17 protein-coding genes and 1 pseudogene are annotated in these 20,327 nt (G+C 70.4%); 9 read left to right on the top strand and 9 right to left on the bottom strand.

All coding sequences use genetic code 11. From position 1 onward, the window contains the following. Nucleotides 1-51: 51 nt before the first annotated feature. Entirely contained in the window at nt 52-1,275 is a 1,224-nt protein-coding gene (locus TR33_RS21725) for a DUF418 domain-containing protein (protein WP_017533677.1), read from the bottom strand. A gap of 82 nt (nt 1,276-1,357) precedes the next feature. On the opposite strand from TR33_RS21725, the gene TR33_RS21720 reads away from it, so the two are divergent. After that, entirely contained in the window at nt 1,358-1,990 is a 633-nt protein-coding gene (locus TR33_RS21720) for a TetR/AcrR family transcriptional regulator (protein ID WP_042285105.1), read from the top strand. A 67-nt stretch (nt 1,991-2,057) separates the two neighbouring features. Here TR33_RS21720 and TR33_RS21715 read toward each other — a convergent pair whose 3' ends face one another. Continuing rightward, nucleotides 2,058-3,746 carry a BCCT family transporter gene (locus tag TR33_RS21715; RefSeq protein WP_052358225.1) on the bottom strand — a complete coding sequence of 563 codons (1,689 nt, stop codon included), beginning with the start codon at nt 3,744-3,746 and terminating at the stop codon, nt 2,058-2,060. A gap of 483 nt (nt 3,747-4,229) precedes the next feature. Between TR33_RS21715 and TR33_RS21710 the strand changes: the two genes are divergently transcribed. Further along, nucleotides 4,230-4,844 (top strand): HAD family hydrolase, encoded by a 615-nt coding sequence (locus TR33_RS21710; RefSeq protein ID WP_042285103.1) that lies wholly within the window; start codon nt 4,230-4,232, stop codon nt 4,842-4,844. A 56-nt stretch (nt 4,845-4,900) separates the two neighbouring features. On the opposite strand, the gene TR33_RS21705 is transcribed toward TR33_RS21710, so the two are convergent. The 3 genes from TR33_RS21705 to TR33_RS21695 all read right to left on the bottom strand — a co-directional run bounded on the left by TR33_RS21705 (nt 4,901) and on the right by TR33_RS21695 (nt 8,109). Beyond that, nucleotides 4,901-5,785, bottom strand: a complete 885-nt coding sequence (locus TR33_RS21705) for an alpha/beta fold hydrolase (protein WP_014909523.1) — start codon at nt 5,783-5,785, stop codon at nt 4,901-4,903. Nucleotides 5,786-6,203: 418 nt separating this feature from the next. Then, the gene (locus tag TR33_RS21700; protein ID WP_017533673.1) at nt 6,204-7,022 is read right to left on the bottom strand and encodes an aldo/keto reductase; all 819 of its coding nucleotides are present in this window, start codon (nt 7,020-7,022) and stop codon (nt 6,204-6,206) included. 82 nt (nt 7,023-7,104) lie between these two features. Next, on the bottom strand, nt 7,105-8,109 hold the full coding sequence (locus TR33_RS21695; protein WP_042285100.1) for an NADP-dependent oxidoreductase: 1,005 nt from the start codon (nt 8,107-8,109) through the stop codon (nt 7,105-7,107). A gap of 198 nt (nt 8,110-8,307) precedes the next feature. On the opposite strand from TR33_RS21695, the gene TR33_RS21690 reads away from it, so the two are divergent. From TR33_RS21690 to TR33_RS21680, 3 genes are read left to right on the top strand one after another with little or no spacing between them, the layout of a single operon-like run. After that, nucleotides 8,308-9,369: an endonuclease/exonuclease/phosphatase family protein gene (locus TR33_RS21690; protein ID WP_234305918.1), complete on the top strand. Its 1,062-nt coding sequence runs from the start codon at nt 8,308-8,310 to the stop codon at nt 9,367-9,369. A 50-nt stretch (nt 9,370-9,419) separates the two neighbouring features. Then, nucleotides 9,420-10,274 carry a TIGR03619 family F420-dependent LLM class oxidoreductase gene (locus TR33_RS21685; RefSeq protein ID WP_042285095.1) on the top strand — a complete coding sequence of 285 codons (855 nt, stop codon included), beginning with the start codon at nt 9,420-9,422 and terminating at the stop codon, nt 10,272-10,274. Between the two features lie 34 nt (nt 10,275-10,308). Continuing rightward, nucleotides 10,309-10,758, top strand: coding sequence for a GNAT family N-acetyltransferase (locus TR33_RS21680; protein ID WP_042285093.1), 450 nt, complete (start codon nt 10,309-10,311; stop codon nt 10,756-10,758). An 18-nt stretch (nt 10,759-10,776) separates the two neighbouring features. On the opposite strand, the gene TR33_RS21675 is transcribed toward TR33_RS21680, so the two are convergent. The 3 genes from TR33_RS21675 to TR33_RS21665 all read right to left on the bottom strand — a co-directional run bounded on the left by TR33_RS21675 (nt 10,777) and on the right by TR33_RS21665 (nt 14,209). After that, nucleotides 10,777-12,618: an alkyl/aryl-sulfatase gene (locus TR33_RS21675; RefSeq protein WP_042285091.1), complete on the bottom strand. Its 1,842-nt coding sequence runs from the start codon at nt 12,616-12,618 to the stop codon at nt 10,777-10,779. 193 nt (nt 12,619-12,811) lie between these two features. Continuing rightward, nucleotides 12,812-13,294: a DUF1269 domain-containing protein gene (locus TR33_RS21670; RefSeq protein ID WP_042285089.1), complete on the bottom strand. Its 483-nt coding sequence runs from the start codon at nt 13,292-13,294 to the stop codon at nt 12,812-12,814. 120 nt (nt 13,295-13,414) lie between these two features. Further along, nucleotides 13,415-14,209, bottom strand: coding sequence for a class I SAM-dependent methyltransferase (locus tag TR33_RS21665; protein WP_042285087.1), 795 nt, complete (start codon nt 14,207-14,209; stop codon nt 13,415-13,417). Nucleotides 14,210-14,416: 207 nt separating this feature from the next. On the opposite strand from TR33_RS21665, the pseudogene TR33_RS21660 reads away from it, so the two are divergent. Continuing rightward, nucleotides 14,417-15,314: pseudogene (locus tag TR33_RS21660) on the top strand (TauD/TfdA dioxygenase family protein). Nucleotides 15,315-15,374: 60 nt separating this feature from the next. On the opposite strand, the gene TR33_RS21655 reads toward TR33_RS21660, so the two are convergent. Beyond that, on the bottom strand, nt 15,375-16,313 hold the full coding sequence (locus TR33_RS21655; RefSeq protein ID WP_041561677.1) for an AraC family transcriptional regulator: 939 nt from the start codon (nt 16,311-16,313) through the stop codon (nt 15,375-15,377). An 86-nt stretch (nt 16,314-16,399) separates the two neighbouring features. On the opposite strand from TR33_RS21655, the gene TR33_RS21650 reads away from it, so the two are divergent. From TR33_RS21650 to TR33_RS21640, 3 genes are all read left to right on the top strand, one after another. Next, the gene (locus TR33_RS21650; RefSeq protein ID WP_199806172.1) at nt 16,400-17,254 is read left to right on the top strand and encodes an NAD-dependent epimerase/dehydratase family protein; all 855 of its coding nucleotides are present in this window, start codon (nt 16,400-16,402) and stop codon (nt 17,252-17,254) included. Between the two features lie 169 nt (nt 17,255-17,423). After that, entirely contained in the window at nt 17,424-18,047 is a 624-nt protein-coding gene (locus tag TR33_RS21645) for a TetR/AcrR family transcriptional regulator (RefSeq protein ID WP_017533664.1), read from the top strand. Further along, on the top strand, nt 18,044-20,284 hold the full coding sequence (locus tag TR33_RS21640) for a glycoside hydrolase family 3 C-terminal domain-containing protein (protein ID WP_042285082.1): 2,241 nt from the start codon (nt 18,044-18,046) through the stop codon (nt 20,282-20,284). Before TR33_RS21645 ends, TR33_RS21640 begins: the two co-directional genes overlap by 4 nt. Nucleotides 20,285-20,327 lie beyond the last annotated feature (43 nt).

Raw genomic sequence — 20,327 nt, 5'->3', positions numbered from 1 at the left:
TCCATGATGGCCGGTCGGCCGGCGCGCCCGCTCCCCCTTTTCCGCCGGTGGCTATCGTGCCCCGTCTCCGGTCCCGTCGGTGCCCGAGGCGACCGGGACCGGGGCTTTCCGCCGTGCCCCGCCGTAGGTCATCCGGCGCAGGAAGGTCTCCGCCGGTCCTCGAAGGCCGAACCGTTCCATCACGGCGGCGATCACCACGGTGGCCGCCCAGACCCCCGCACCGACCAGGACCGCCTGGGCGTCGTTCAGCCGCTCGGCCAGGTTCATCGTGTAGGGGAGGAAGAGCGCCACCCACGCCACGGACTGGAGCAGGTAGCAGGTCATCGACCGCCGCCCGGTGGCGACCAGGGCCCCCACGATCGGGCCTCGCCGGTCTCCGATCGCCACCGCCACCAGGGCGATGAGCGCCGCGTACCCGAACCCTCCGGCGTACCCGGACACCACGTGCAGCCACTTGGCACCGATCAGGAAGGGGAGTTCGGGGTTCCACACCCGGATCATGACGAACATGTGCGGGATCGCTCCGATCACCGCGAGGGCGATGCCTCCTCCGGCGACCCGGCGCAGGAACCGGAGGTGGAGTTCGGGTTCCTCCAGGAGGCGACGGCGGGCCGCCCAGACCCCGACGGTGAAGGGGAGAACGGAGATGCCGACCATGAGCAGGGTCAGTACGGGCCAGGCGGAGAGCCTGAGGAACAGGTCCGTCAACGGGTCGACCTCGACCGCGCTCGTCTGGGCCCCGGACGCTGCGAGCAGCCCCTCGGCGATGGCGTACAGCAGGGTGCCCACGGACGCCCAGGCGAACCCGTGGGCGAGCAGACGGTGGTCGCTCCGGTGCAGTAGCCCCGCGAGCAGCAGGGCGATGAGCCCGTACGTGGCGATGACGTCGCCGTAGAACAGGAGAGCGGTGTGCAGGAACCCGATGAGGATCATCCACCCACCGCGCCGGCGCACCAGGGAACGGACCCAGGGCCGGGGTCTGCCCTCGGCCGTGCGTCGCAGGTATATCAGGGCGAGCCCGTAGCCGAACAGGGCGGCGAACATCGGGTAGCCGCGGGCCTCGGCGAAGAGCGTCATGAAGGCGGTGACGGCGGTGTCCAGAGTGCCGGCCAGGGTGAAGGTCTCACCGCCGGTCGCGAGCTGCCGGAACATGTGGGCGTGGACGGTGGCGATGACCAGCAGCATGAGGCCGCGCGCCAGGTCGGGGGCGAGGGAACGGCGTTCGACCGGGGTCGCCGTCACCTCGGTGGTGGGTGGCAGGGGTGTTCGAGGCATGGGGATCTCCGTTCATTGGATACGGTGGCGTATCTCCTTGAGATAATAAGATACGCAAGCGTTTCCTAGGAACTCGATATCCATGACCGACCGGAAGCGGCCGGAACCGGCCACCAAGGCCACGCGCAAACGCGGACGAGAACTCCTCGACGCCATCCACACGGCCGTCCTCGCCGAGGCCGCCGAGACCGGCCTGCCCGGCCTGACCATGGAGGGGATCGCTCGCCGCGCGGAGACCGCCAAGACCTCGCTCTACCGCCGCTGGGCCTCTCCGGAGGACATCCTGCTCGAAGCCCTCCACCGGCACTATCCGCAGGAGCGCCCCACCCCCGGGGCGGACGACCTCAGAGGGGACCTCGTCCGCGCGCTGGGCCTCCTGCGCGGCCTCATGGAGGATCCGCTCCTGGGTCGCGTGCTCCTGGCGGTGGCCGCCGAGACCACGCGCCGACCCGAGCTCTCTCGACGCGTGTCCGAGGAGGTCTACGAGCCTCGTGGGGGGCGCTTCACCGGGATCGTGCTACGGCACTACGCCGACCTGGGCCGGATCGATCCGGCGAGGGTCACCGATCTGAGCGTCGACGTCGGCGAGGCCCTGATGCTCAAGTACCCCCTGGACCATTCCGGGGAGCTTCCGCCCGAGGGCTACGAGGCACGGATCGTCGACGAGATCCTGCTGCCCGTCCTGGGGATCACATCGGGCGCTCCCCGCCCCTGACCCCGCACGCCGAAGGGCGGCCCGGAACCGGGCCGCCCTTCGGCTTTCGTGTGCGGACCGAGGCCCCTCAGACGTCGTCCTTGGCCTCGGGTCCGAGGTGGTCGCCCCCGGAACCGTTGTCGCGCTGCTGTTCTCGCTGTTGTTCCCGTTGCTGCTCGCGCAGTTGATCGCGGCGCATCCTCCTGGACCTGGCCTGGAGGGGGATGGTGCGTTGCCGATGCGCCCCCGACCCTTTCGCCGTCTCCTCCTTCAACGACTTCACCAGGGCGATCATCATGAAGAAGCCGATCACGAAGAAGGGCAGCCCGAACACGATGATCGTCTGTTGGAGCGCGTCCAGGCCTCCCACACCGCTGGCCGTGAGCACGGTCGCGGCGACCACACCCTGGGTGACGCCCCAGAAGACGCGCTGACGTGTGGGCGACTCCGTGGTCCCCGAACAGAGCATGTCCACCACCAGGGACGCGGAGTCGGACGAGGTGGTGAAGAAGATGACCACGATGACGATGGCCATCACCGAGACGAACGTGGCCAGAGGGTAGTGTCCCAGGAAGGAGAACAGCGCCCCCGGGATGTCCTCCTGGACGACGACCTCCTCGACCAGTCCGCCGCCCTGGTGCATCTCGATGTCGAAGGCCGACATCCCGAACACGCTGAACCACACGATGCTGAACGCGGTGGGCAGGGCGAGCACGCCCAGCACGAACTCGCGGATGGTGCGGCCCTTGGAGATACGGGCGATGAAGATGCCCACGAAGGGCGACCAGGTGATCGTCCAGGCCCAGTAGAAGACCGTCCAGCTGCCCTGCCACCCCGTGTTGCCGAAGGTGTCGTTCCAGAACGAGAGCGGTATGAGCTGGTCCAGGTACACGCCCGTGGTCTCGATGATCCCCTTGGCCAGGTACAGCGTGGATCCCGCGGCGAACACGAAGATCAGCAGGCCGACCGCCATGACGATGTTGATGAAGGAGAGCCACTTGATCCCCGTGTCCAATCCTGTGGCCACGGAGATCACCGCGATGAGGGTGACGATGCCGATCAGGATGATCTGGGTGGGGCGGCTCTCCTCGATACCGAACAGCGCGTTCAACCCGCTGTTGATCTGCATGGTGCCCAGGCCGATGGTGACGGCCACCCCGAAGAGGGTGCCCAGGACCGCGAAGATGTCGACGAAGCGTCCCACGGGCCCGTTGATGCCGTCCCCGAGGAACGGGTGGAGGATCGAGCTGACCCGGAAGGGCAGCCCTTTGCGATAGACGAAGTAGGCGAAGGCCAACCCGGGCAGACAGAAGATCGTCCAGGTGTGCAGACCGAAGTGGTAGAGCGTGAAGCCCATGGCCTGCTGGGCGGCCTCGACCGACTCCGGGGCCACGTTCTGCTGCGGGGGATTCGCGTAGTGGCTGATGGGTTCGGCGACGCCCCAGAACATCAGGATGCTCCCGATGCCCGCCGCGAACAACATGCAGAACCAGGCCAGGTTGCCGTACTCGGGCCTGCTGTCCGGCGGACCCAGGCGAATGTTCCCGAATCTGCTGGACGCGATCCAGATCAGGAAGATCAGGAAGGTCGTCACCCCGAGGATGTAGACCCACCCCAGATGGGACAGGATCCACCCCGAGGTGGCGCCGAAGATCGCGTCCACCGTGTCGGTGAAGGCGATGGCGCACACCACGAACAGGATGGTCAGCGCGGCCGATATGAAGAAGATCGCCGGGTTGGTGTCCATACCCAGCTTGCCTGCCAGCTTTGCGAACATGCCGACTGCTTTCTGGTTTCCGGGGTTTTCGTCAGGGGTGGGGGATCCTCGTCACCGCCCCTTCGCCATCGGGTGAGAACACGCACCTTAGAGGGACTTACCCCTTACCCCTTACCCTTACATGAAGAGCGAAATCCCCGCTCTCGACACATAGAACCGCATTTTAAAAAACATCCCAGAATTGTCAGAAATAACTTTATTCGGGCATAGCGCCCGTTCTGTCATGCGGGAGAGGCGGGTTCCAGGGCCTTCTCCGGGGCGTCGGCACCGTATCCGATCTCTCGGCGTGCCGGGCGGCGCTCGGATGTCGTCGGAGTGTCGGGGAGCGGGGGCGACGCGGACCGGGCCCGCTCTCCGGGACCCGGGCGGGAGGCGGACCGACGTCCACTCCCCGGATCTCCTCTCGGACACTCTCCGGCCGATGGTGTCCTAACGTGGAGCGGGCAGCCGCTCCGCACCGACCGCACGACCCAGGGGAGAACCGTGAGGACCGTACTGTTCGACATGTTCGGGGTGGTCGCCATGGACCAGTCGCCGAGCGTCCGCGAGACGATGGTGGACCACTCCGGCCACGCCTCGTCCGACTTCTGGTCCGCCTACTGGGCGCCCCGTCAGGACTACGACCGGGGCGACCTGGACGGCCCCGCCTACTGGCGGGCCGTGGGCGAGCGTCTCGGCTCCCCCTTCACCCCCGAACAGGTCGAGCGACTGATCGCCCTCGACCTGGAGAGCTGGTCCCGGGTCGACGAGGACTCCGTCGCGCTGGTGCGGAGCCTGTCCGACGCCGGCGTCCCGCTGGGGCTGCTGTCGAACATCCCCACCGAACTCGCCGCCCGCTTCGAGGAACGGCACCGGCGCGTGCTGGACCTGTTCCCGGTGCTGGGGCTGTCGTGCCGGATCGGCCACGCCAAACCCGAGGCCGACGCCTTCCACTGGTGCCTGGAACGACTCGGAACCTCCCCGGAGGAGGTCCTGTTCGTGGACGACAACACCGCCAACGTCGCGGCCGCGCGCGAACTCGGTCTCCACGGACACGTGTTCACGTCCGTGCCCGAACTGCGTCGGGTCCTGAAGGAGGGCGGTCTCACCACGGAGTGAGGACGGCGATCCCGTCGCGTCCGGTCTCCACCGGACGCGCGGGTCGATCCGCCGACTCAGGCGTCGAACTCGCGGAGGAGCTCGGCGACCTTCTCCGGCTGCTCGTGCAGGGCCAGGTGTCCGGCGCCCTCGATGGTGCGGACCTCGGCGTCGAGGAACCTCCGCGCCGGGCCGTGCAGCCGCGCCGGCGAGAAGAACCGGTCGTGGGAGCCGGTGGCCACCGTGATCGGGGTCGTGGACCAGGCCCGGAAGGCCTCCGCGTTGAGCGGGGTCGGGGTGGTGTTGGTCCGGCAGTGGCGGGCCACCAGGGTCAGCCACTCCCTCTCGGAGCTGTACTCCTCACAGGCGGTCTCGGACGGCCCACTGAGGAACTCGATCAGACGATTGCTGGTCTGCTCGTTGGGGTGGATCATCCACGGCAGGGTGGCGCGCATCGACTCCGAGCTGACACCGGCCGCGGTCAACCCGGCGGGGTTGAGCAGCAGCAACCCGGCGACCAGCGGGTTCGGGGTCGAGGCCAGTGCGATGGCCGCGCCCCGGGAATGCCCCAGGACGATGACCGGACGGTCGGTGATCATCGGCAGGAGTTCGTCGAGCCACGCACCGTAGGCCTCGGTCCGGGCGCCGGCGGTGCGCTGACTACAGCTCAGCCCCGGCTGCCCCGGAAGGTCGACCAGGAGTACCGGCCGATCCGCGGCGAGCGCGCGGGCGGCGGGAACCGTGGTGGCGGCGTTGAGGTTGGTCCCCGACAGGACCAGAACCGGGGTACCGCTCCCGCCCGAGGCCCGGAAGGCCTGTGTGGGTCCCATACGGGTCTCCACGAGCGGTAGGGGGCCGAGTTCGGGCCACTGACTCAGGGCTTTGTGACACCAGGCGTGCACGGAGCGCTCGGAGTTCTCCGAGCGGTAGACACGCGCGGCGCGAAGAGGGACGACGGTCATGGATCTGGTTTCGCGTAGAGAGAGAAAGGTGTTCGCCGCCCTGACTTCTCGGCGCACCAAGAGAGGACTGTACGCCTCTGTTCGGCCCCTCGCCACTCAGGGGCGCGAACCCCGTCGTGGCGGTGTCGAACGGCCGCCTCCGAGAGCCGCCCACCCCTAGCGAAGTGTCCCGTGTTGGGAGCGTTCGCCCTGGTACGGGTGGGATTGTCCCGACCGAAAGCGGCCATGCGGTCGCACCGACGTCCAGTCAGGATACGACCGCTCCACGGCGGGCGGATCCGGACGATCGATAGGCCCGGTCATCGGATGAGAGGGGCGCCGCTCCGCCCCCTCCGAAGGGTCGAACGGGGCGGGGTCCCGCGCGCCGGAGGGCACGCGGGACCCCGCGAAGAAGTGAGGCGGAACACGCCCCGCCCGACTAGTTGAACTCGTCGGGGTCCGGGCCGATCCGGCCGTCGCCGTCCAGGGAGGCGACCCGCTCCATCTCCTCGGCGGAGAGCTCGAAGTCGAACACCTCGAAGTTCTCCCGGATCCGCGCGGGGGTCACGGACTTGGGGATCACCACGTTGCCCAGCTGGAGGTGCCAGCGCAGCACCACCTGGGCGGCCGACTTGCCGTGGGCGGCGCCGATCTCGACGAGGACCGGGTCCTCCAGCAGCCCCTTGCCCTGGCCCAGCGGGCTCCAGGCCTCGGTGAGCAGACCCTTCTCCGCGTTGAGGGCGCGCATCCGACCCTGCGAGAAGTAGGGGTGCAGCTCGATCTGGTTGATCGCCGGGGTCACCTCGGCCTCGCCGAGTAGACGCTCGAGCGTGGTGGGGGTGAAGTTGGACACGCCGATGGCCTTGGCGCGACCCTCGGCGAGGATCCGCTCCAGCGCCTTCCAGGTGTCGACGTAGGTGTCGTGGGCGGGCGTCGGCCAGTGGATCAGGTACAGGTCGACGTAGTCGGTGCCCAGACGCTTCAGACTCGCGTCGAACGCCGCCAGGGCCTTGTCGTAGCCCTGGTCGTCGTTCCACAGCTTCGTGGTGAGGAAGATGTCCTCACGGGCCACGCCGGAGTCGGCGATGGCGCGGCCGGTGCCCTCCTCGTTGTTGTAGATCCGCGCGGTGTCGATGCTGCGGTAGCCGACCTCGATGGCGGTCTTGACCGAGGCGTAGGCCTCATCGTCGGGAACCTGCCAGACGCCGAAACCCAACTGGGGCATGGTGAGGCCGTTGTTCAGCGTGACGTACTGCAAGGGTGTCGTGCCTTTCGATGGGGATGGGGCGTGCGCCGCGGCGAGGACCGCCGTGGCGCGATGGGGATGGTGGCGTGGTGGTTCAGGACAGGCGCACGAGCATCTTCCCGGTGTTGGCTCCGCGCATCATGCCGAGGAACGCGTCGACCGCGTGGTCGATCCCGTCGACCACGGTCTCCTCCGCGTGCAGACCGCCCTCGGCGAGCCAGCGGGCGGCCCGCTCGCGGTACTCGCCCGCGAGGTCCCCGTGGTCGCCGACCAGGAAGCCCTGGAGCCGGATCCTCTTGCCGACGAGCAGGGCGAGGTTGTCCGGCCCGGGGACGGGCTCGGTGGCGTTGTAGACGGAGATGGCCCCGCACAGGGCCGCCCGACCGTGGACGCGCATCGCCTGGACGGCGGCGCGCAGATGGTCGCCTCCGACATTGTCGAAGTAGACGTCGATCCCGTCGGGCGCGGCCTCGGCGAGCTGCCCCTCCAGGTCTCCGTTCCGGTAGTCGATGGCCGCGTCGTAGCCGAAGTCCTCCAGCAGGCGACGCCCCTTCTCGGGGCCGCCCGCGGAGCCGATCACCTTGGACGCGCCCAGCCGCTTCGCGATCTGTCCCGCGAGGCTGCCGACCGCCCCGGCGGCGCCGGAGACGAACACGACGTCGCCCTCCCGGAGGCCGGCGACGGCGGTGAGCCCGGCGTAGGCGGTCAGGCCCACCATGCCGAGCACGCCGAGATAGGCCTGGGCGGGCGCGGCCTCGGTGTCGACGACGGTGGCGTGGGCGCCGTCCACGAGCGCGTACTCGCGCCAACCCTGGAAGTGCAGCACCGTGGCGCCCACCGGCACCTCGGGGCTCTCGGAGGCGACGACGGTGCCGACCGCGCCGCCCTCCATGGCCTGATCGAGACGGAACGGCGGGACGTAGGACTTCACGTCGTTCATGCGACCGCGCATGTAGGGGTCGACCGACATCCAGTCGTTGCGGACCAGGACCTGGCCCGGACCGGGGTCGGCGACGGTCGTCTCCACCAGGGCGAAGTCCGCTGGGGTCGGTTCTCCGATGGGACGGGCGACGAGGTGGACTTCCTTGGAGACGGGCATGGTGTTCCCCCTGAGTGCGAGGTGGTGGGGCGTGCGGGCTCGGCCGCGCCCTCGAGCGTAGCCCCGGACCGCGAACGTTGACCAACGGGCGTCTCGGCCCGTTTCCCGAAGCGTCCGGGGGCGTCTCCTCCCCCGATACCCGTCATGGGCCGTCCGCTCACCCGATGTTCCGATGTTCACATCGGAACCACGTGCCCTGTGCCCGCGTCCCACTCCGGTATCGATCCCCCGATCCCCTGGGAGAAGCGCATGCCGCCGTTCCGTCCGAGACGTTCCGACGCCCCGCCCCACGGGGTCCGGCCCCGGAACAAGTGGGTGAGCGGCCTGGTGGTCGCGGTCGCCGTGGGTCTTCTCCTGTTCGCCGGCCTCCGGATGGTCGGGTTGGAGCGCGGTTTCCCGTTGGTGCCGTTGATGGCCTACGCGCCGGTGGTCCTCTTCACGATCCCCGTCCTCGTGGTGGCCTTCCTCTTGATGAGGCGGTTCGCGGCGGCCGGGGCGGCCATGGTCGCGTTCGCGCTGTTGGCGGTCCCCATCCTGCCCCGACTCATCGACGAGGGGCCGATCCCTCCCGAGGTTCCGGGCCCCGAGCTGAGGGTGCTCACCCTCAACACGCACTTCGGCGCGGTCGCCCCGGAGACCATCGTCGATCTGGCGCGCGAGCACGAGGTGGACGTCCTCACCCTGCAGGAGGTCACCCCGGAGTTGTACGCGGGGTTGGAGGAGGCCGGCCTGGCCGAGGTGCTGCCGTACGCGATGGACCACTCCGCGCCGGCGGCGGCCGGCGGGACCGTGCACTCGGTGTATCCGCTCACCCCCGTGGGCGACCCGGGTCGCGAGATCGATTCCCTCTCCATGCCCCACGCGTCCCTGGAGGTCCCCGGTACCGCGCTCCCGGTGGAGGTGGTGTCGGTCCATCCGATGTCGCCGCGCCGGCCCTCCAGCATGGAGGCCTGGGAGTGGGGCCTGCTCATGCTCCCTCCCGCGGCGGAGGACGCGACGCGGATCCTCGCCGGTGACTTCAACGCCACCCTCGACCACGCGGCGATGCGCCACGTCGTGTTCGAGGGGTACGTCGACGCGGCCGACGTGACCGGGCAGGGGCTGACCGGGACCTGGCCGGTGGGCTCCCCGGTCCCCAAGGTGGCCCTCGACCACGTGCTGGTGGACCACCGGGCGGCCGTGGACGGTCTGGACTTCCTGGACGTGGAGGGCACCACCCACCGGGCCCTCGTCGCCGACCTGACCCTTCCCGGAGAGTAGCCCCGCCCGGCCTTGACCCTCACACCGATGGCAGGGGTTACCGTCGCCGCATGAGCGAGCCGACCCCGTCCACGAGCGGTACCCGTCTCCAGGTGGTCCTGCCCGACGAGTCCCCCGGCATGCCCGTATCGACCCTGGTCGATCTGGGGGTGCGGGCCGAGGAACTCGGGGCACGGACCCTCTGGCTGCCCGACCACCTGCTTCCGCCCCACCCCTACGGCCGGACCTTCGGCGGGGTGTACGAGCCCCTGGTCACCCTCGGGTACCTGGCCGCCCGGACACGGAGGGTGCGGCTGGGCACGTCGGTGCTGGTGCTGCCGATGCGCGACCCCTTCACCGTCGCCAAGCAGGTCGCCACCCTGGACCGATTGTCCGGAGGCCGTTTCACACTCGGGGTGGGCGTGGGCTGGTCGCGCGAGGAGTTCGCGGCGGTGGGGTCGGACTTCTCGACCCGGGGCGCCCGGACCGATGAGGCGTTGGCCCTGCTGCGGCACCTGTTCGAGGGTGAGGGGGCCTTCGAGGGTCGGTTCCACTCCTATGGGCGAGGGGTGTTCGAGCCCCGCCCGAACACACGGATCCGGGTGATGGTGGGCGGGGTCTCGGACGCCGCCCTGCGCAGGGCCGCGGCGTGGGCCGACGAGTGGCAGGGGCTCGATCCGGACCCGGAGGCGTTCGGAGCGGCCCGGGAACGGCTGCTCGCCGCCGCGGGACGACCGATGGAGACCGGGGTGCGGATGGCCTGGAGCGGCGAGGAGGAGGGCCTGGAGGAGGCCGTGGCGCGTTTCCGCGCTCTCTCGGAGGCCGGAGCGGACGCTGTGGCGGTGTGGTTCGGCGACGCCGAGGGGTTCGGGGAGCGCATGGAGCGTTTCGTCGAGGCCCTCGGACGGAGGGCGGAGGGTGCCTGAGTGCCCGCCCCGGCCCCCGCGTAGATTCGGGGCCATGCCCACCATCGAACGCGCCCGTGTCGAAGACGTCCCCTCGATCGTCGCCCTGTTGGCCGACGACCCGTTGGGGGCGGGGCGGGAGACACCCGACGACCTCGATCCCTATGTGCGGGCGTTCGCCGTCATCGACGCCGACCCCCACCAACATCTGGTGGTGGCCCGCCGGGACGGCCGCGTGGTGGGGACCCTCCAGTTGACCGTGCTCCCGGGCCTCTCGCGCACGGCCACCACCCGTGCCCAGGTCGAGGCGGTCCGTGTGGGACGCGACGAGCGCGGTCGCGGCCTGGGGCGGGAGCTGCTGGAGTGGGCCGAACGGGAGGCGCGGGAGCGCGGTTGCGCGCTGCTCCAGCTGACCACCGACGCCTCCCGAGAGGACGCCCACCGCTTCTACGAGCGCCTGGGCTACGTGGGGAGCCACCTCGGCTTCAAGAAGCCCCTGGCCTGAGCACCGCGCCGGGCGGGGTCAGGGGATGACGATGTTGAAGGTGGGGTCGGGCTCGTCCAGCAGCCCCATCAGACGGTCCACCAACCCCTCGTCCCCCGAGAACACCATGCCCTCGGTCCCCTTGCCCGCGAGCAGGCGCAGCAGCCGGAACTTGTTCAGGGTCACGGTCAGGTCCGGCTCGCCCCGGCGCGGCTTCTCCCTGCTGGTGAGAGCCCCGTTGGAGAGCGTGGTGCGGTGGATGGTGTCCAGGTCGGTGAACACCCAGTCGATCACGAAGTACTCGTTCCAGGCGCGGGGGCCGTTGACGCGGATCGCGAGCGAGGCGAAGAGCTGATCCACCGACAGGGCCGAGGTCAGCCCGGTGACCTGCGGTACCGACGCCCCCTGGCCCCCCTCTCGCAGCTCGGCTGCGCCCTGGAGGTAGAAGTTGCGCCAGGTACCGTTCTCCGCCCCGAACCCCAGCCGCTCGTACACGTCGGCCAGGGCCAGGCGGGCCTCCTCGTCGTCGGGGCTGGAGAAGACCGCGTGGTCCAACAGGGTCGCGGCGAAGCGCAGGTCGCCCCGGTCGCGGTACTCGCCGGCCTTGCGGATCACCTCGGCCACGCCGCCCATGCACTCCACGTAGCGAACGGCCGCGGCCTCGGGAGGGTGCGGCCACAGGTGGGCGGGGTTGCCGTCGAACCAGCCCATGTAGCGCTGGTAGATCGCCTTGACGTTGTGGTTGACCGAACCGTAGTAGCCCCGTGTGTGCCAGGACCGCTCCAGACCGGGCGGCATGCGGAGGCTTTCGGCGATCTCGACCCCCACCAGCCCCTGGTTCATCAGCCGCACGGTCTGGTCGTGCAGATAGGCGTAGAGGTCGCGTTGCAGGCTCAGGAAGGAGACCAGGCGTTCGGTCCCCCAGGTGGGCCAGTGGTGCGAGGCGAACAGGACGTCGGAGTCGTACGCGAAGAGTTCGATGGACTCGTCGAGATAGCCGGACCAGGCGCGGGCGTCGCGCACCAGGGCCCCGCGCAGGGTCAGCAGATTGTGCAGGTTGTGGGTGGCGTTCTCCGCCATGCACAGGGCCCGGTGTTCGGGGAAGTAGAAGTTCATCTCGGCCGGGGCCTCGGTGCCGGGCGTCATCTGGAAGACGATGCGCACCCCGTCGACGACCTCCTCCTGGCCGGTACGGGTGATGGCCCGGTTGGGCGCGATGAGGGTGACCGTGCCGGTGGATCCGGCCTGCCCCAGCCCCACGCCGATCTGGCCGCGCGGCCCGGGCGGGATTCGCGCGCCGGTGTGGAACAGGCCACGGCGGGCCATGGCCGGCCCCACGTAGACGTTCTCGGAGACCGCGTTCTCCATGAAGTCCTTGGGGGCCAGGATGGGCACGTTGCCCTCGGTGACCCCGCCGACCCCGCCGAAGTGGTCGACGTGGGAGTGCGAGTAGATCACCCCGCTGACCGGACGGTCGCCGCGTCGGGACCGGTAGAGCTCCAGACCGGCGCGGGCCGTCTCCGCCGAGATGAGCGGATCGATGACCAGCACGCCCTGGTCCCCCTCGACCAGGGTCATGTTGGACAGGTCGAGGCCGCGCACCTGGTAGATGCCCTCGGTGACCTTGTACAGCCCCTGCTTGGCGCACAGTCGGGACTGGCGCCACAGACTGGGGTTGGCGGTGTCGGGGCACTCCTCCTCCAGGAAGGCGTAGGCGCCGGTGTCCCACACGACCCGCCCCCGGTCGTCCTTGACGACACCCGGTTCCAGACGGGCGACGAAACCGCGATCGGCGTCGGCGAAGTCGTCGGTGACGGGGTTCGCGGGCTCGGAGCCGACGGGGTCGTCGGGGTCCGTGTACTCGTGTCCGTTACCGGTCATCACTTCTCCTCGTCGGGCCGAGGCCGAACGGCGGTGGCGGGTCCGGGCGCACGACCATGATCACGGAGGGGCGTTCAGTGGAGTGCAACGCCCGACCCAGTTGTCGGCCAAGGCGTTCGCGCCGAGGCGGGCGTGCGCCGCCGGCCCGAGTGGCTCGTGCCGGCGGCGTGGACGGGCTCTCGGGCCCGGGGCCTCAGGAGCGGAGCGCTTCGACGAGCTCCTGTTCGGTGTCCCTGGACAGGTTGGTCTGGAGGACGGTGGGGTCCAGCGGCCGGAAGGCCTCGACGACCCGGTCGATGGTGGCGTCGGAGGAGAGCAGGAACACCGCGGCCCGGCCCTGTCGGAGCTCGGAGCCGATCTCCCTGATCATGTCGTCGTCGATACCGATGTCGGTGAGCCTGCCCGCGACGGCTCCGGCGCCCGCGCCGACGGCCAGCCCCAGGAGCGGGTTGAGGAACAGCAGTCCGATGAGGGTGCCCCACAGTGCCCCGCCGGCGGCTCCGTATCCGGTCAGGTTCACCGTCTGATGGATCCGGGGGCGCCCCTTGTGGTCCTTGTAGGCGTAGGCCGCGTCCTCGAGTTGGAGGAGTTCCCGTCTGTTCAGGTCGGAGGCGATGTCGAGCGCCTGCTCGGCCGTGTCGCGATCGGCCACCCCGAGTACGATCAGTTGCGCCATGGGTGTGCGTTCCCCTGTCGTCGCCGGTCGTCGGCCCGTGGACCACGGACCCCGTCCGGAGAAGCCTTTCCGAGGACGGCTCTGCCCAACGTCACCGGCGGGGACGTATCACGCAAAACCTCACCGACCGTCGGTCGCTCCACGGTCGCGGCGGGCCAGGACCAGACGGGTGACGTAGGGCATCAGGACCCGACCGTCGGGGAAGTTCCGTTCCACGATGGCCTCGAGCTCGGAACGGACGCGCTCCTCACCGACCGCGCGTACGGCGGCCGCCACCCTGCTGGAGGACATCGCCATGCCGAGGTAGCCCTCGGGGGTGAGTTCCCCGACCCAGGACCGGGTGCGCTCGACCACCGACGTCAGACCCGGGACCGCCGAGAACTCGCCGACCAGGTCGTAGGAGCGATAGTGGCGGTCGTAACCGGGGCTGTGGCGTTCGAGCAGACTCTCGTGGTCGTCGATGAACGGGGAGTCCAGGTCACGGTCGTTGGCGAGCGCCGCGAGACTCCCGCCCCTCTCCAGAAGGCGGGCGGCCTCGGCGTAGAAGGCGGGGCGGTCGAACCAGTGCAGGGCCTGCGCGGTCAGGACCAGGGAGGCCGAGGCGTCCGGAAGCGGGATCTCCTCGGCCCGGGCGTTCAGGTATTCGACCTCGCCGCCCTCGGCCGCGGCGGCGGCGCGCATGTCGTCCCCCGGTTCCACTCCGATCACCCTGGGACCGGTCCCGAAGAGGGAGCGAAGGGCGCGGGTGGAGATCCCGGTGCCGGATCCGACGTCGACCAGGAGCCGGACGCCGTCCGGCCCGACCCCGTCGAGCACGTGGTCGCGCAGCGTCGTCAGGATCTCGTCCGGGTAGCCCGGCCGGTGGGCCCGGTAGTTCTCGGCGAGGCCTGCGAAGGCCTGGGTCCGGTCGCTCATGCGCGCTCTCCTCAGGAGACGGGTCCACTGACCCGCATCCTACGGAAGACCCCGCCTAATCGGAGGAATCGCCCTCTTCGAATTTCCTACTGATTCGGTTGACTTCAACCGTATCGGAACCCTACCGTCGAGACACTCCCCGCGAACGGGCCGCGACCGGACGCGTGAGGTGACCTCCGCGCACCCCCGCACGAACGGAGCACCACCGTGACCACCACGACCACGACCGTCCGTCGACTCACCGGGCGCGTCGGCGCCGGGATCACCGGTGTGGCGCTCGGCCCCGACCTGGACAGGGACACGCTCGCACGGGTCCGCGAGGCCCTCCTCGCCCACAAGGTGATCTTCTTCCGCGACCAGCACCACCTCACGGACGAGACCCAGGCCGGCTTCGCCTCCCTCCTCGGCCCCCTCACCACCCCGCACCCCACCACCGGAGCGACCTTCGGGCGAGAGCATCACGTCCTTCCCATCGACTCCGAGAAGGGCCGGGCCGACAGCTGGCACACCGACGTGACCTTCGTCGACCGCCCCCCTCAGGCGAGCGTGCTGCGAGCGGTCCACCTGCCCCCGCACGGCGGCGACACGACCTGGGCCAACACGGTCACCGCCTACCGGGACCTGCCCGAACCGTTGAGGGCCCTCGCCGACGGGCTGCGCGCCGTCCACGGCAACGACTACGACTACGCCGCCGTCGCCCCCGAACGGGAACCGACCGGCGACCTGAAGAGATACCGCGACGCGTTCGTCTCCACCGTCTACAAGACCGAGCACCCCGTGGTGCGCGTGCATCCCGAGACCGGGGAGCGGGCCCTGTTCCTCGGCCACTTCGCCCAGCGCTTCCCCGGCCTACTTCCAGTACCTGTTCGAACTGTTCCAGCAGCGGGTGACCCGACCGGAGAACACCGTGCGCTGGACCTGGCGCGAGGGCGACGTGGCCGTGTGGGACAACCGCGCCACCCAGCACTACGCGGTGGCCGACTACGGCGACCACCCTCGTCTCATGCACCGGATCACCGTCGCGGGCGACCTCCCCCGAGGGGTGGACGGAAGCACGAGCCGTTCCCTGGTCGGAGACTCCTCCGGATACACCCCCGACCTGTGATACCAGAGCCTCGCCTCGGCGGGCCGGCGCCCCGGCCCGCCGCCCTCCTTCGATCGACGGTCAGGCCGCGCGGTCCCTTCGGTACTCCGAGGGGCTGACCCCGCGGTGGGCCTTGAAGGCCGCGCTGAACGCGAACGCGCTTCCGTACCCCACCCGCGCGGCCACCGATTCGAGCCCCAGCGCGGGTTCGGCGACGAGCAGGTCGCAGGCCAGGGCCAGCCGCCAAGAGCGCAGATAGGTCATGGGAGGGTCACCGACCGCGCGTTGGAAGCGGGCGGCCAGAGTGGTCCGCGAGACCGCGCACTCGGCGGCCAGCGCCTCCAATCCCCAGGGGTGTTCGGGGCGTTCGTGCATCAGGTCCAGGGCCCGGGCCACGATCGGATCGTGTCGCGCGCCGAGCCGGTTCGGGCCGGTGTCCGGGTGCGTCTCGAGCCAGGCCCGGACCGCCATGATGAGCAGACAGTCGAGCAGCCGGTCGTTGAGCGCGCCCCGGGCGACCCGTTCTGTGGTCACCTCCCGGGACAGCAGGTCGACCAGGGACGGCTCGACGGCACCGGACGGCAGAAGGGTCAGCGGCGGCAGGGCGGCCAGGGCCAGACGGCCGACCTCTCCCGCGTCCTCGTAGACGCCGATCACCATCGAGTCCTCACCGTCGGGATCGTTCCCCCAGGTCCCGACACCGTGGCCCATCGTGAGGTGGACCTCCTCACCTCCGGCGGCCACACAGCGCTGCCCGGGCTCGATGGTGATGTCGGGGCGACGACCGAGGCGGTCGGACACCACGTAGGGCTCCGGACCTCGGACGAGGACGACGTCGCCGCGCCCCGCCTCGATCCGTTCGGCGCCCGTGGCCAACCACAGACGCCCCGAGGTCACCACGATCAGGTCGAGGGCGGCCCCGGCACGGATATCGATGGCCCAGGGGGGACTCATGACGGCGCGCAGGGTGAAGGCGCCGCGGGCCCGGGGGCCGTCCAGCAGATGCACGAGAGGGTCCATGCACTCAGAGTAGATCCGGACGTTCTCTTATGGAATCCGGTTCATAGACCATGGATCGTACGAGTCTTCTCCGCTGTAGTGGAGACATGACAACGAACCACAGCACCGCACGCGTCCTCGTCACCGGCGGCACCGGCATGACCGGAGGCCGTGTCGCCCGCCTTCTGTCCGAGCGCGGCGTCGACCCTCGGATCGCCTCCCGGTCCGGGCACGCCGAGACCGACACCCCTCCCTTCGACTGGCACGCCCCCGACACCTGGGACGCCGTCCTGGAGGGGGTCGACGCCGTCTACCTCTGCTACTCACCCGACCTGGCGCTGCCCGGGGCCGCCGAGACCGTGTCCGCGTTCGCCGCGCGCGCCGTCTCGCACGGCGTACGACGGGCGGTCCTGCTGTCCGGCCGCGGGGAGCCCCTGGCCCGACGCGCCGAGGAGGAGGTGCGCGCGGTCCTTCCCGAGCTGACCGTGGTGCGCTGTGCCTTCTTCGCCCAGAACCTCTCCGAGGGCTTCTTCCTGGGCTCGGTCCACTCCGGGGTCCTGGCCCTGCCCGTGGCGGACGTGCCCGAACCCTTCGTCGACCTGGACGACGTCGCCGAGGCCGCGGCGCGGGCCCTGATCGAGGAGGGGCACAGCGGACGACTGTACGAGATGACCGGACCACGGGCCCTGACCTTCACCGAGGCCGCCGAGGTCGTGGGTACGGCGGCGGGTCGCGAGGTGGTCTGTGTGAGCGTTCCCCCGGAGGCGTTCGTCGCCGGGGCCGTCGCCGAAGGGGTTCCGGAGGAGGCCGCGGCCGGCCTGGCCGCCCTGTTCGGGGAGGTCCTCGACGGGCGCAACACGGGGATCGCCGACGGTGTGGAGCGGGCCCTGGGACGCCCCGCCGGGAGCTTCGAGGCCTATGTCTCCCGCACGGTCGGCACCGGCGTCTGGTCGGCCCGGTGATCTCCGGGGCCCGGCCTCGCCCACCGGGCCCCGCCGCACCAAGGCGGGTCCGAGAGCCCGCAAAGAAAGCTTCGAGTGTCTGGCGTCACAATTCGACCAAGTGGTAGGTTCGTGGCCGGCCGCCGGCCGACACCGGCGGGGCCGCCACGCACGACCCGCGAGGAGTGCCGTGACCGATACCGAGAGCCCACGACACGAGCCCAAGGGCGAACGCACGCGGCGGCGGATCCTCGACTCCGCCACCGAACTCTTCTCCCGGTCCGGCTACCGGGCGGTCTCCCTCCGCGACATCGCCGCGCACGCGGGCCTCACCCATTCGGGGGTGCTCCACCACTTCCCGAACAAGGAGTCCACCCTCATCCATGTGCTGAGCCGACGCGACGAGATCGACGCCCCGCTCGTACTGGACCCGGACCTGGGCCCCGCCGAACTCATCGACAACCTCGTCCGGATCGTCGAACGCAACACCCGCACCCCCTGGCTGGTCTCGCTCTACGTCAACCTGTCGGCCGAGGCCACCGACCCCGCCCACCCGGCGCACACCTACTTCTACGGTCGCTACCGGATCCTGCGGGAACACCTCGTCCCGGCCTTCGCCGCCCTGCTCGAAGACCGCGCGGGCCCCTCCCCCGAGCTGGCCGCCCGCCAGTTCATCGCCCTCCAGGACGGGCTCCAGGTCCAGTGGCTCCTCGACCCCGGCGCCGTCGACATGCGTGCCGCGGTCGTCTCCTTCCTGCGCACCCTCGGCATCACCCCGCCGAGCGCCCCGTCCACCGACGAAAGGCACGTATGAGCAGTGACGCCCCCTCCCCCGACCTGATCGCGAAGGCCTCCGTCACCTCCGGTTCCGGTGTCTGGCACACCACCCCGCTCCCGGGGGTCCTGCGCCGTCTGCACCTGACCGACGGACCGCACGGGATCCGACAGCAGACCGAGGAGGGAGACCATCTCGGCATCGCCGGCAGCGCGCCCGCCACCTGCTTCCCTCCGGCCGTCGCCCTCGGCTCCACCTGGAACCCCGAACTGGTACGACGGGTCGGCGCCGCCCTGGGCGCCGAGGCGAGCGCCATGGGCGTGGACGTGGTGCTGGGACCGGGCATGAACATCAAGCGCTCCCCCCTGTGCGGGCGCAACTTCGAGTACGTCTCCGAGGACCCGCACGTCACCGCGCGGATCGCCGCCGCCCTGGTGGAGGGGATCCAGTCCGAGGGCGTGGGCGCGTGCGTGAAGCACTTCGCCGCCAACAACCAGGAGACCGACCGCATGCGGTCCAGCTCCGACGTGGACGAGCGCACGCTGCGCGAGATCTACCTCTCGGCCTTCGAGGAGGTCGTGCGCACCACCGCTCCGGCGATGGTGATGTGCTCCTACAACCGTCTCAACGGGGTGTACACGAGCCAGGACCCGTGGCTGCTCACCACCGTGCTGCGCGAGGAGTGGGGCTTCGACGGGGTGGTCGTCTCGGACTGGGGCGCCGTGGTCGACCGGGTCGAGGCGGTGCGCGCAGGCCTCGATCTGGAGATGCCGCCGAGCGGGACCGACCGGCGGATCGTCGACGCCGTCGTCGAGGGACGGCTGGAGGAATCGGTCCTGGACACCGTCGTGGAACGGCTGCGCGGGCTCCAGGAACGGGTGTCCTCCGACACCTCACGGCCCCCCGAACACGAGGCGCACCGGGAGCTCGCCCGCGAGGCCGCCCGAGAGGCGCTGGTCCTGCTGAGGAACGAGAACGGGGCCCTCCCCCTGGAGCCGGGACTCTCGATCGCGGTCGTGGGCGAGTTCGCCCGCACCCCCCGTTATCAGGGCGGCGGCTCCTCCCACGTGGTGCCGACCCGGGTGACCGACGCCCTCGCCGCGTTCCGCGAGGCGTTGCCGGAGGGGGCGGTGCGGTTCGCTCCCGGGTTCACCCTGGACGGGACGGACGCCCCCGGTCTCGCCGACGAGGCGGTCGCCCTCGCGGAGGAGACCGACGTCGCCGTGCTGTTCCTGGGGCTCCCCGAATCCCTGGAGTCCGAGGGTTTCGACCGCACCGACATCGACCTGCCCGCCGAACAGCTCGCGTTGCTCGCCCGGGTACGTCGGGTGAGCGAGCGGGTCGTGGTGGTCCTGGCCAACGGCGGTGTGGTGTCGGTGGCCGACTGGCGGGACGACGCCGACGCCGTCCTGGAGGGATGGCTGCCCGGGCAGGAGGGCGGCGCCGCCGTCGTCGACGTGCTGACCGGAGCGGCGTCGCCGTCCGGACGGCTCACCGAGACCGTCCCGCTGCGCCTGTCCGACCACCCGTCCTACCTGAACTTCCCCGGAGAGCACGGACACGTGCGCTATGGCGAGGGGGTGTTCGTGGGCTACCGGTACTTCGACACCCTCGACCGACCGGTGGCCCACCCCTTCGGTCACGGGCTCACCTACACCACGTTCGCCTACTCCGACCTGGAGGTGACGGAGACCGGAGGGGACGCGTGGACGGTGGCGTTCACCGTCGCCAACACCGGTGGACGGGCCGGACAGGAGGTCGCCCAGATGTACGTCGGCCTGCCCCAGAGCCACCCGACCCGCCCGGTCCGGGAACTGCGCGGCTTCGCGAAGACGGCGTTGGAACCCGGCGAGAGCGCCCGGGTGGAACTGCCGCTGACCGGACGCGACCTGTCCACCTGGGACCCCGAGCACGGACGGTGGTCCCTGGCCGCGGGCACGTACACGGTGTCGGTGGGCGCCTCCTCGCGGGACATACGACTGACCGGTGAGGCGGTGACCTCCGGCGACCGGTTCGCGCCGGCGCTGACCCGACGTTCCACCCTGAAGGAGTGGAGCTCGCACCCGATCGGCGGCCCGGTCCTGGCCGAGATCCGCGCGGGCATGGAGGGGCTGGACGCGGTGCCCGAAGAACTGATGCGCATGGCCGACTCGCTGCCGATCGTCGCCCTGGCCACCTTCGGGGAGGGCGTGACCGAGGAGATGGTCGACCTGCTCGTCGCCGACGTGGAGACCCGGCGACTGGCGGCGATCGAGCGCGGCGAGATCACCGGCTGAGCCCCGGGGCGGGTCCTCGGGCCCGCCCCTCTCCGCGCCCTTC

This window comes from Nocardiopsis alba, from assembly GCF_000710955.1.
Lineage (GTDB): Bacteria > Actinomycetota > Actinomycetes > Streptosporangiales > Streptosporangiaceae > Nocardiopsis > Nocardiopsis alba.
The sequence above is the reverse complement of the archived record's forward strand: the minus strand, read 5'-3'. Positions and strand labels throughout refer to the sequence as shown.

Coding starts and splice junctions, on each gene's coding strand:
- TR33_RS21720 (WP_042285105.1), top strand. CDS start 1,358: ATGACCGACCGGAAGCGGCCGGAACCGGCCACCAAGGCCACGCGCAAA.
- TR33_RS21725 (WP_017533677.1), bottom strand. CDS start 1,275: ATGCCTCGAACACCCCTGCCACCCACCACCGAGGTGACGGCGACCCCG.
- TR33_RS21680 (WP_042285093.1), top strand. CDS start 10,309: ATGCCCACCATCGAACGCGCCCGTGTCGAAGACGTCCCCTCGATCGTC.
- TR33_RS21705 (WP_014909523.1), bottom strand. CDS start 5,785: ATGACCGTCGTCCCTCTTCGCGCCGCGCGTGTCTACCGCTCGGAGAAC.
- TR33_RS21655 (WP_041561677.1), bottom strand. CDS start 16,313: ATGGACCCTCTCGTGCATCTGCTGGACGGCCCCCGGGCCCGCGGCGCC.
- TR33_RS21685 (WP_042285095.1), top strand. CDS start 9,420: ATGAGCGAGCCGACCCCGTCCACGAGCGGTACCCGTCTCCAGGTGGTC.
- TR33_RS21650 (WP_199806172.1), top strand. CDS start 16,400: ATGACAACGAACCACAGCACCGCACGCGTCCTCGTCACCGGCGGCACC.
- TR33_RS21695 (WP_042285100.1), bottom strand. CDS start 8,109: ATGCCCGTCTCCAAGGAAGTCCACCTCGTCGCCCGTCCCATCGGAGAA.
- TR33_RS21675 (WP_042285091.1), bottom strand. CDS start 12,618: ATGACCGGTAACGGACACGAGTACACGGACCCCGACGACCCCGTCGGC.
- TR33_RS21670 (WP_042285089.1), bottom strand. CDS start 13,294: ATGGCGCAACTGATCGTACTCGGGGTGGCCGATCGCGACACGGCCGAG.
- TR33_RS21665 (WP_042285087.1), bottom strand. CDS start 14,209: ATGAGCGACCGGACCCAGGCCTTCGCAGGCCTCGCCGAGAACTACCGG.
- TR33_RS21640 (WP_042285082.1), top strand. CDS start 18,044: ATGAGCAGTGACGCCCCCTCCCCCGACCTGATCGCGAAGGCCTCCGTC.
- TR33_RS21715 (WP_052358225.1), bottom strand. CDS start 3,746: ATGTTCGCAAAGCTGGCAGGCAAGCTGGGTATGGACACCAACCCGGCG.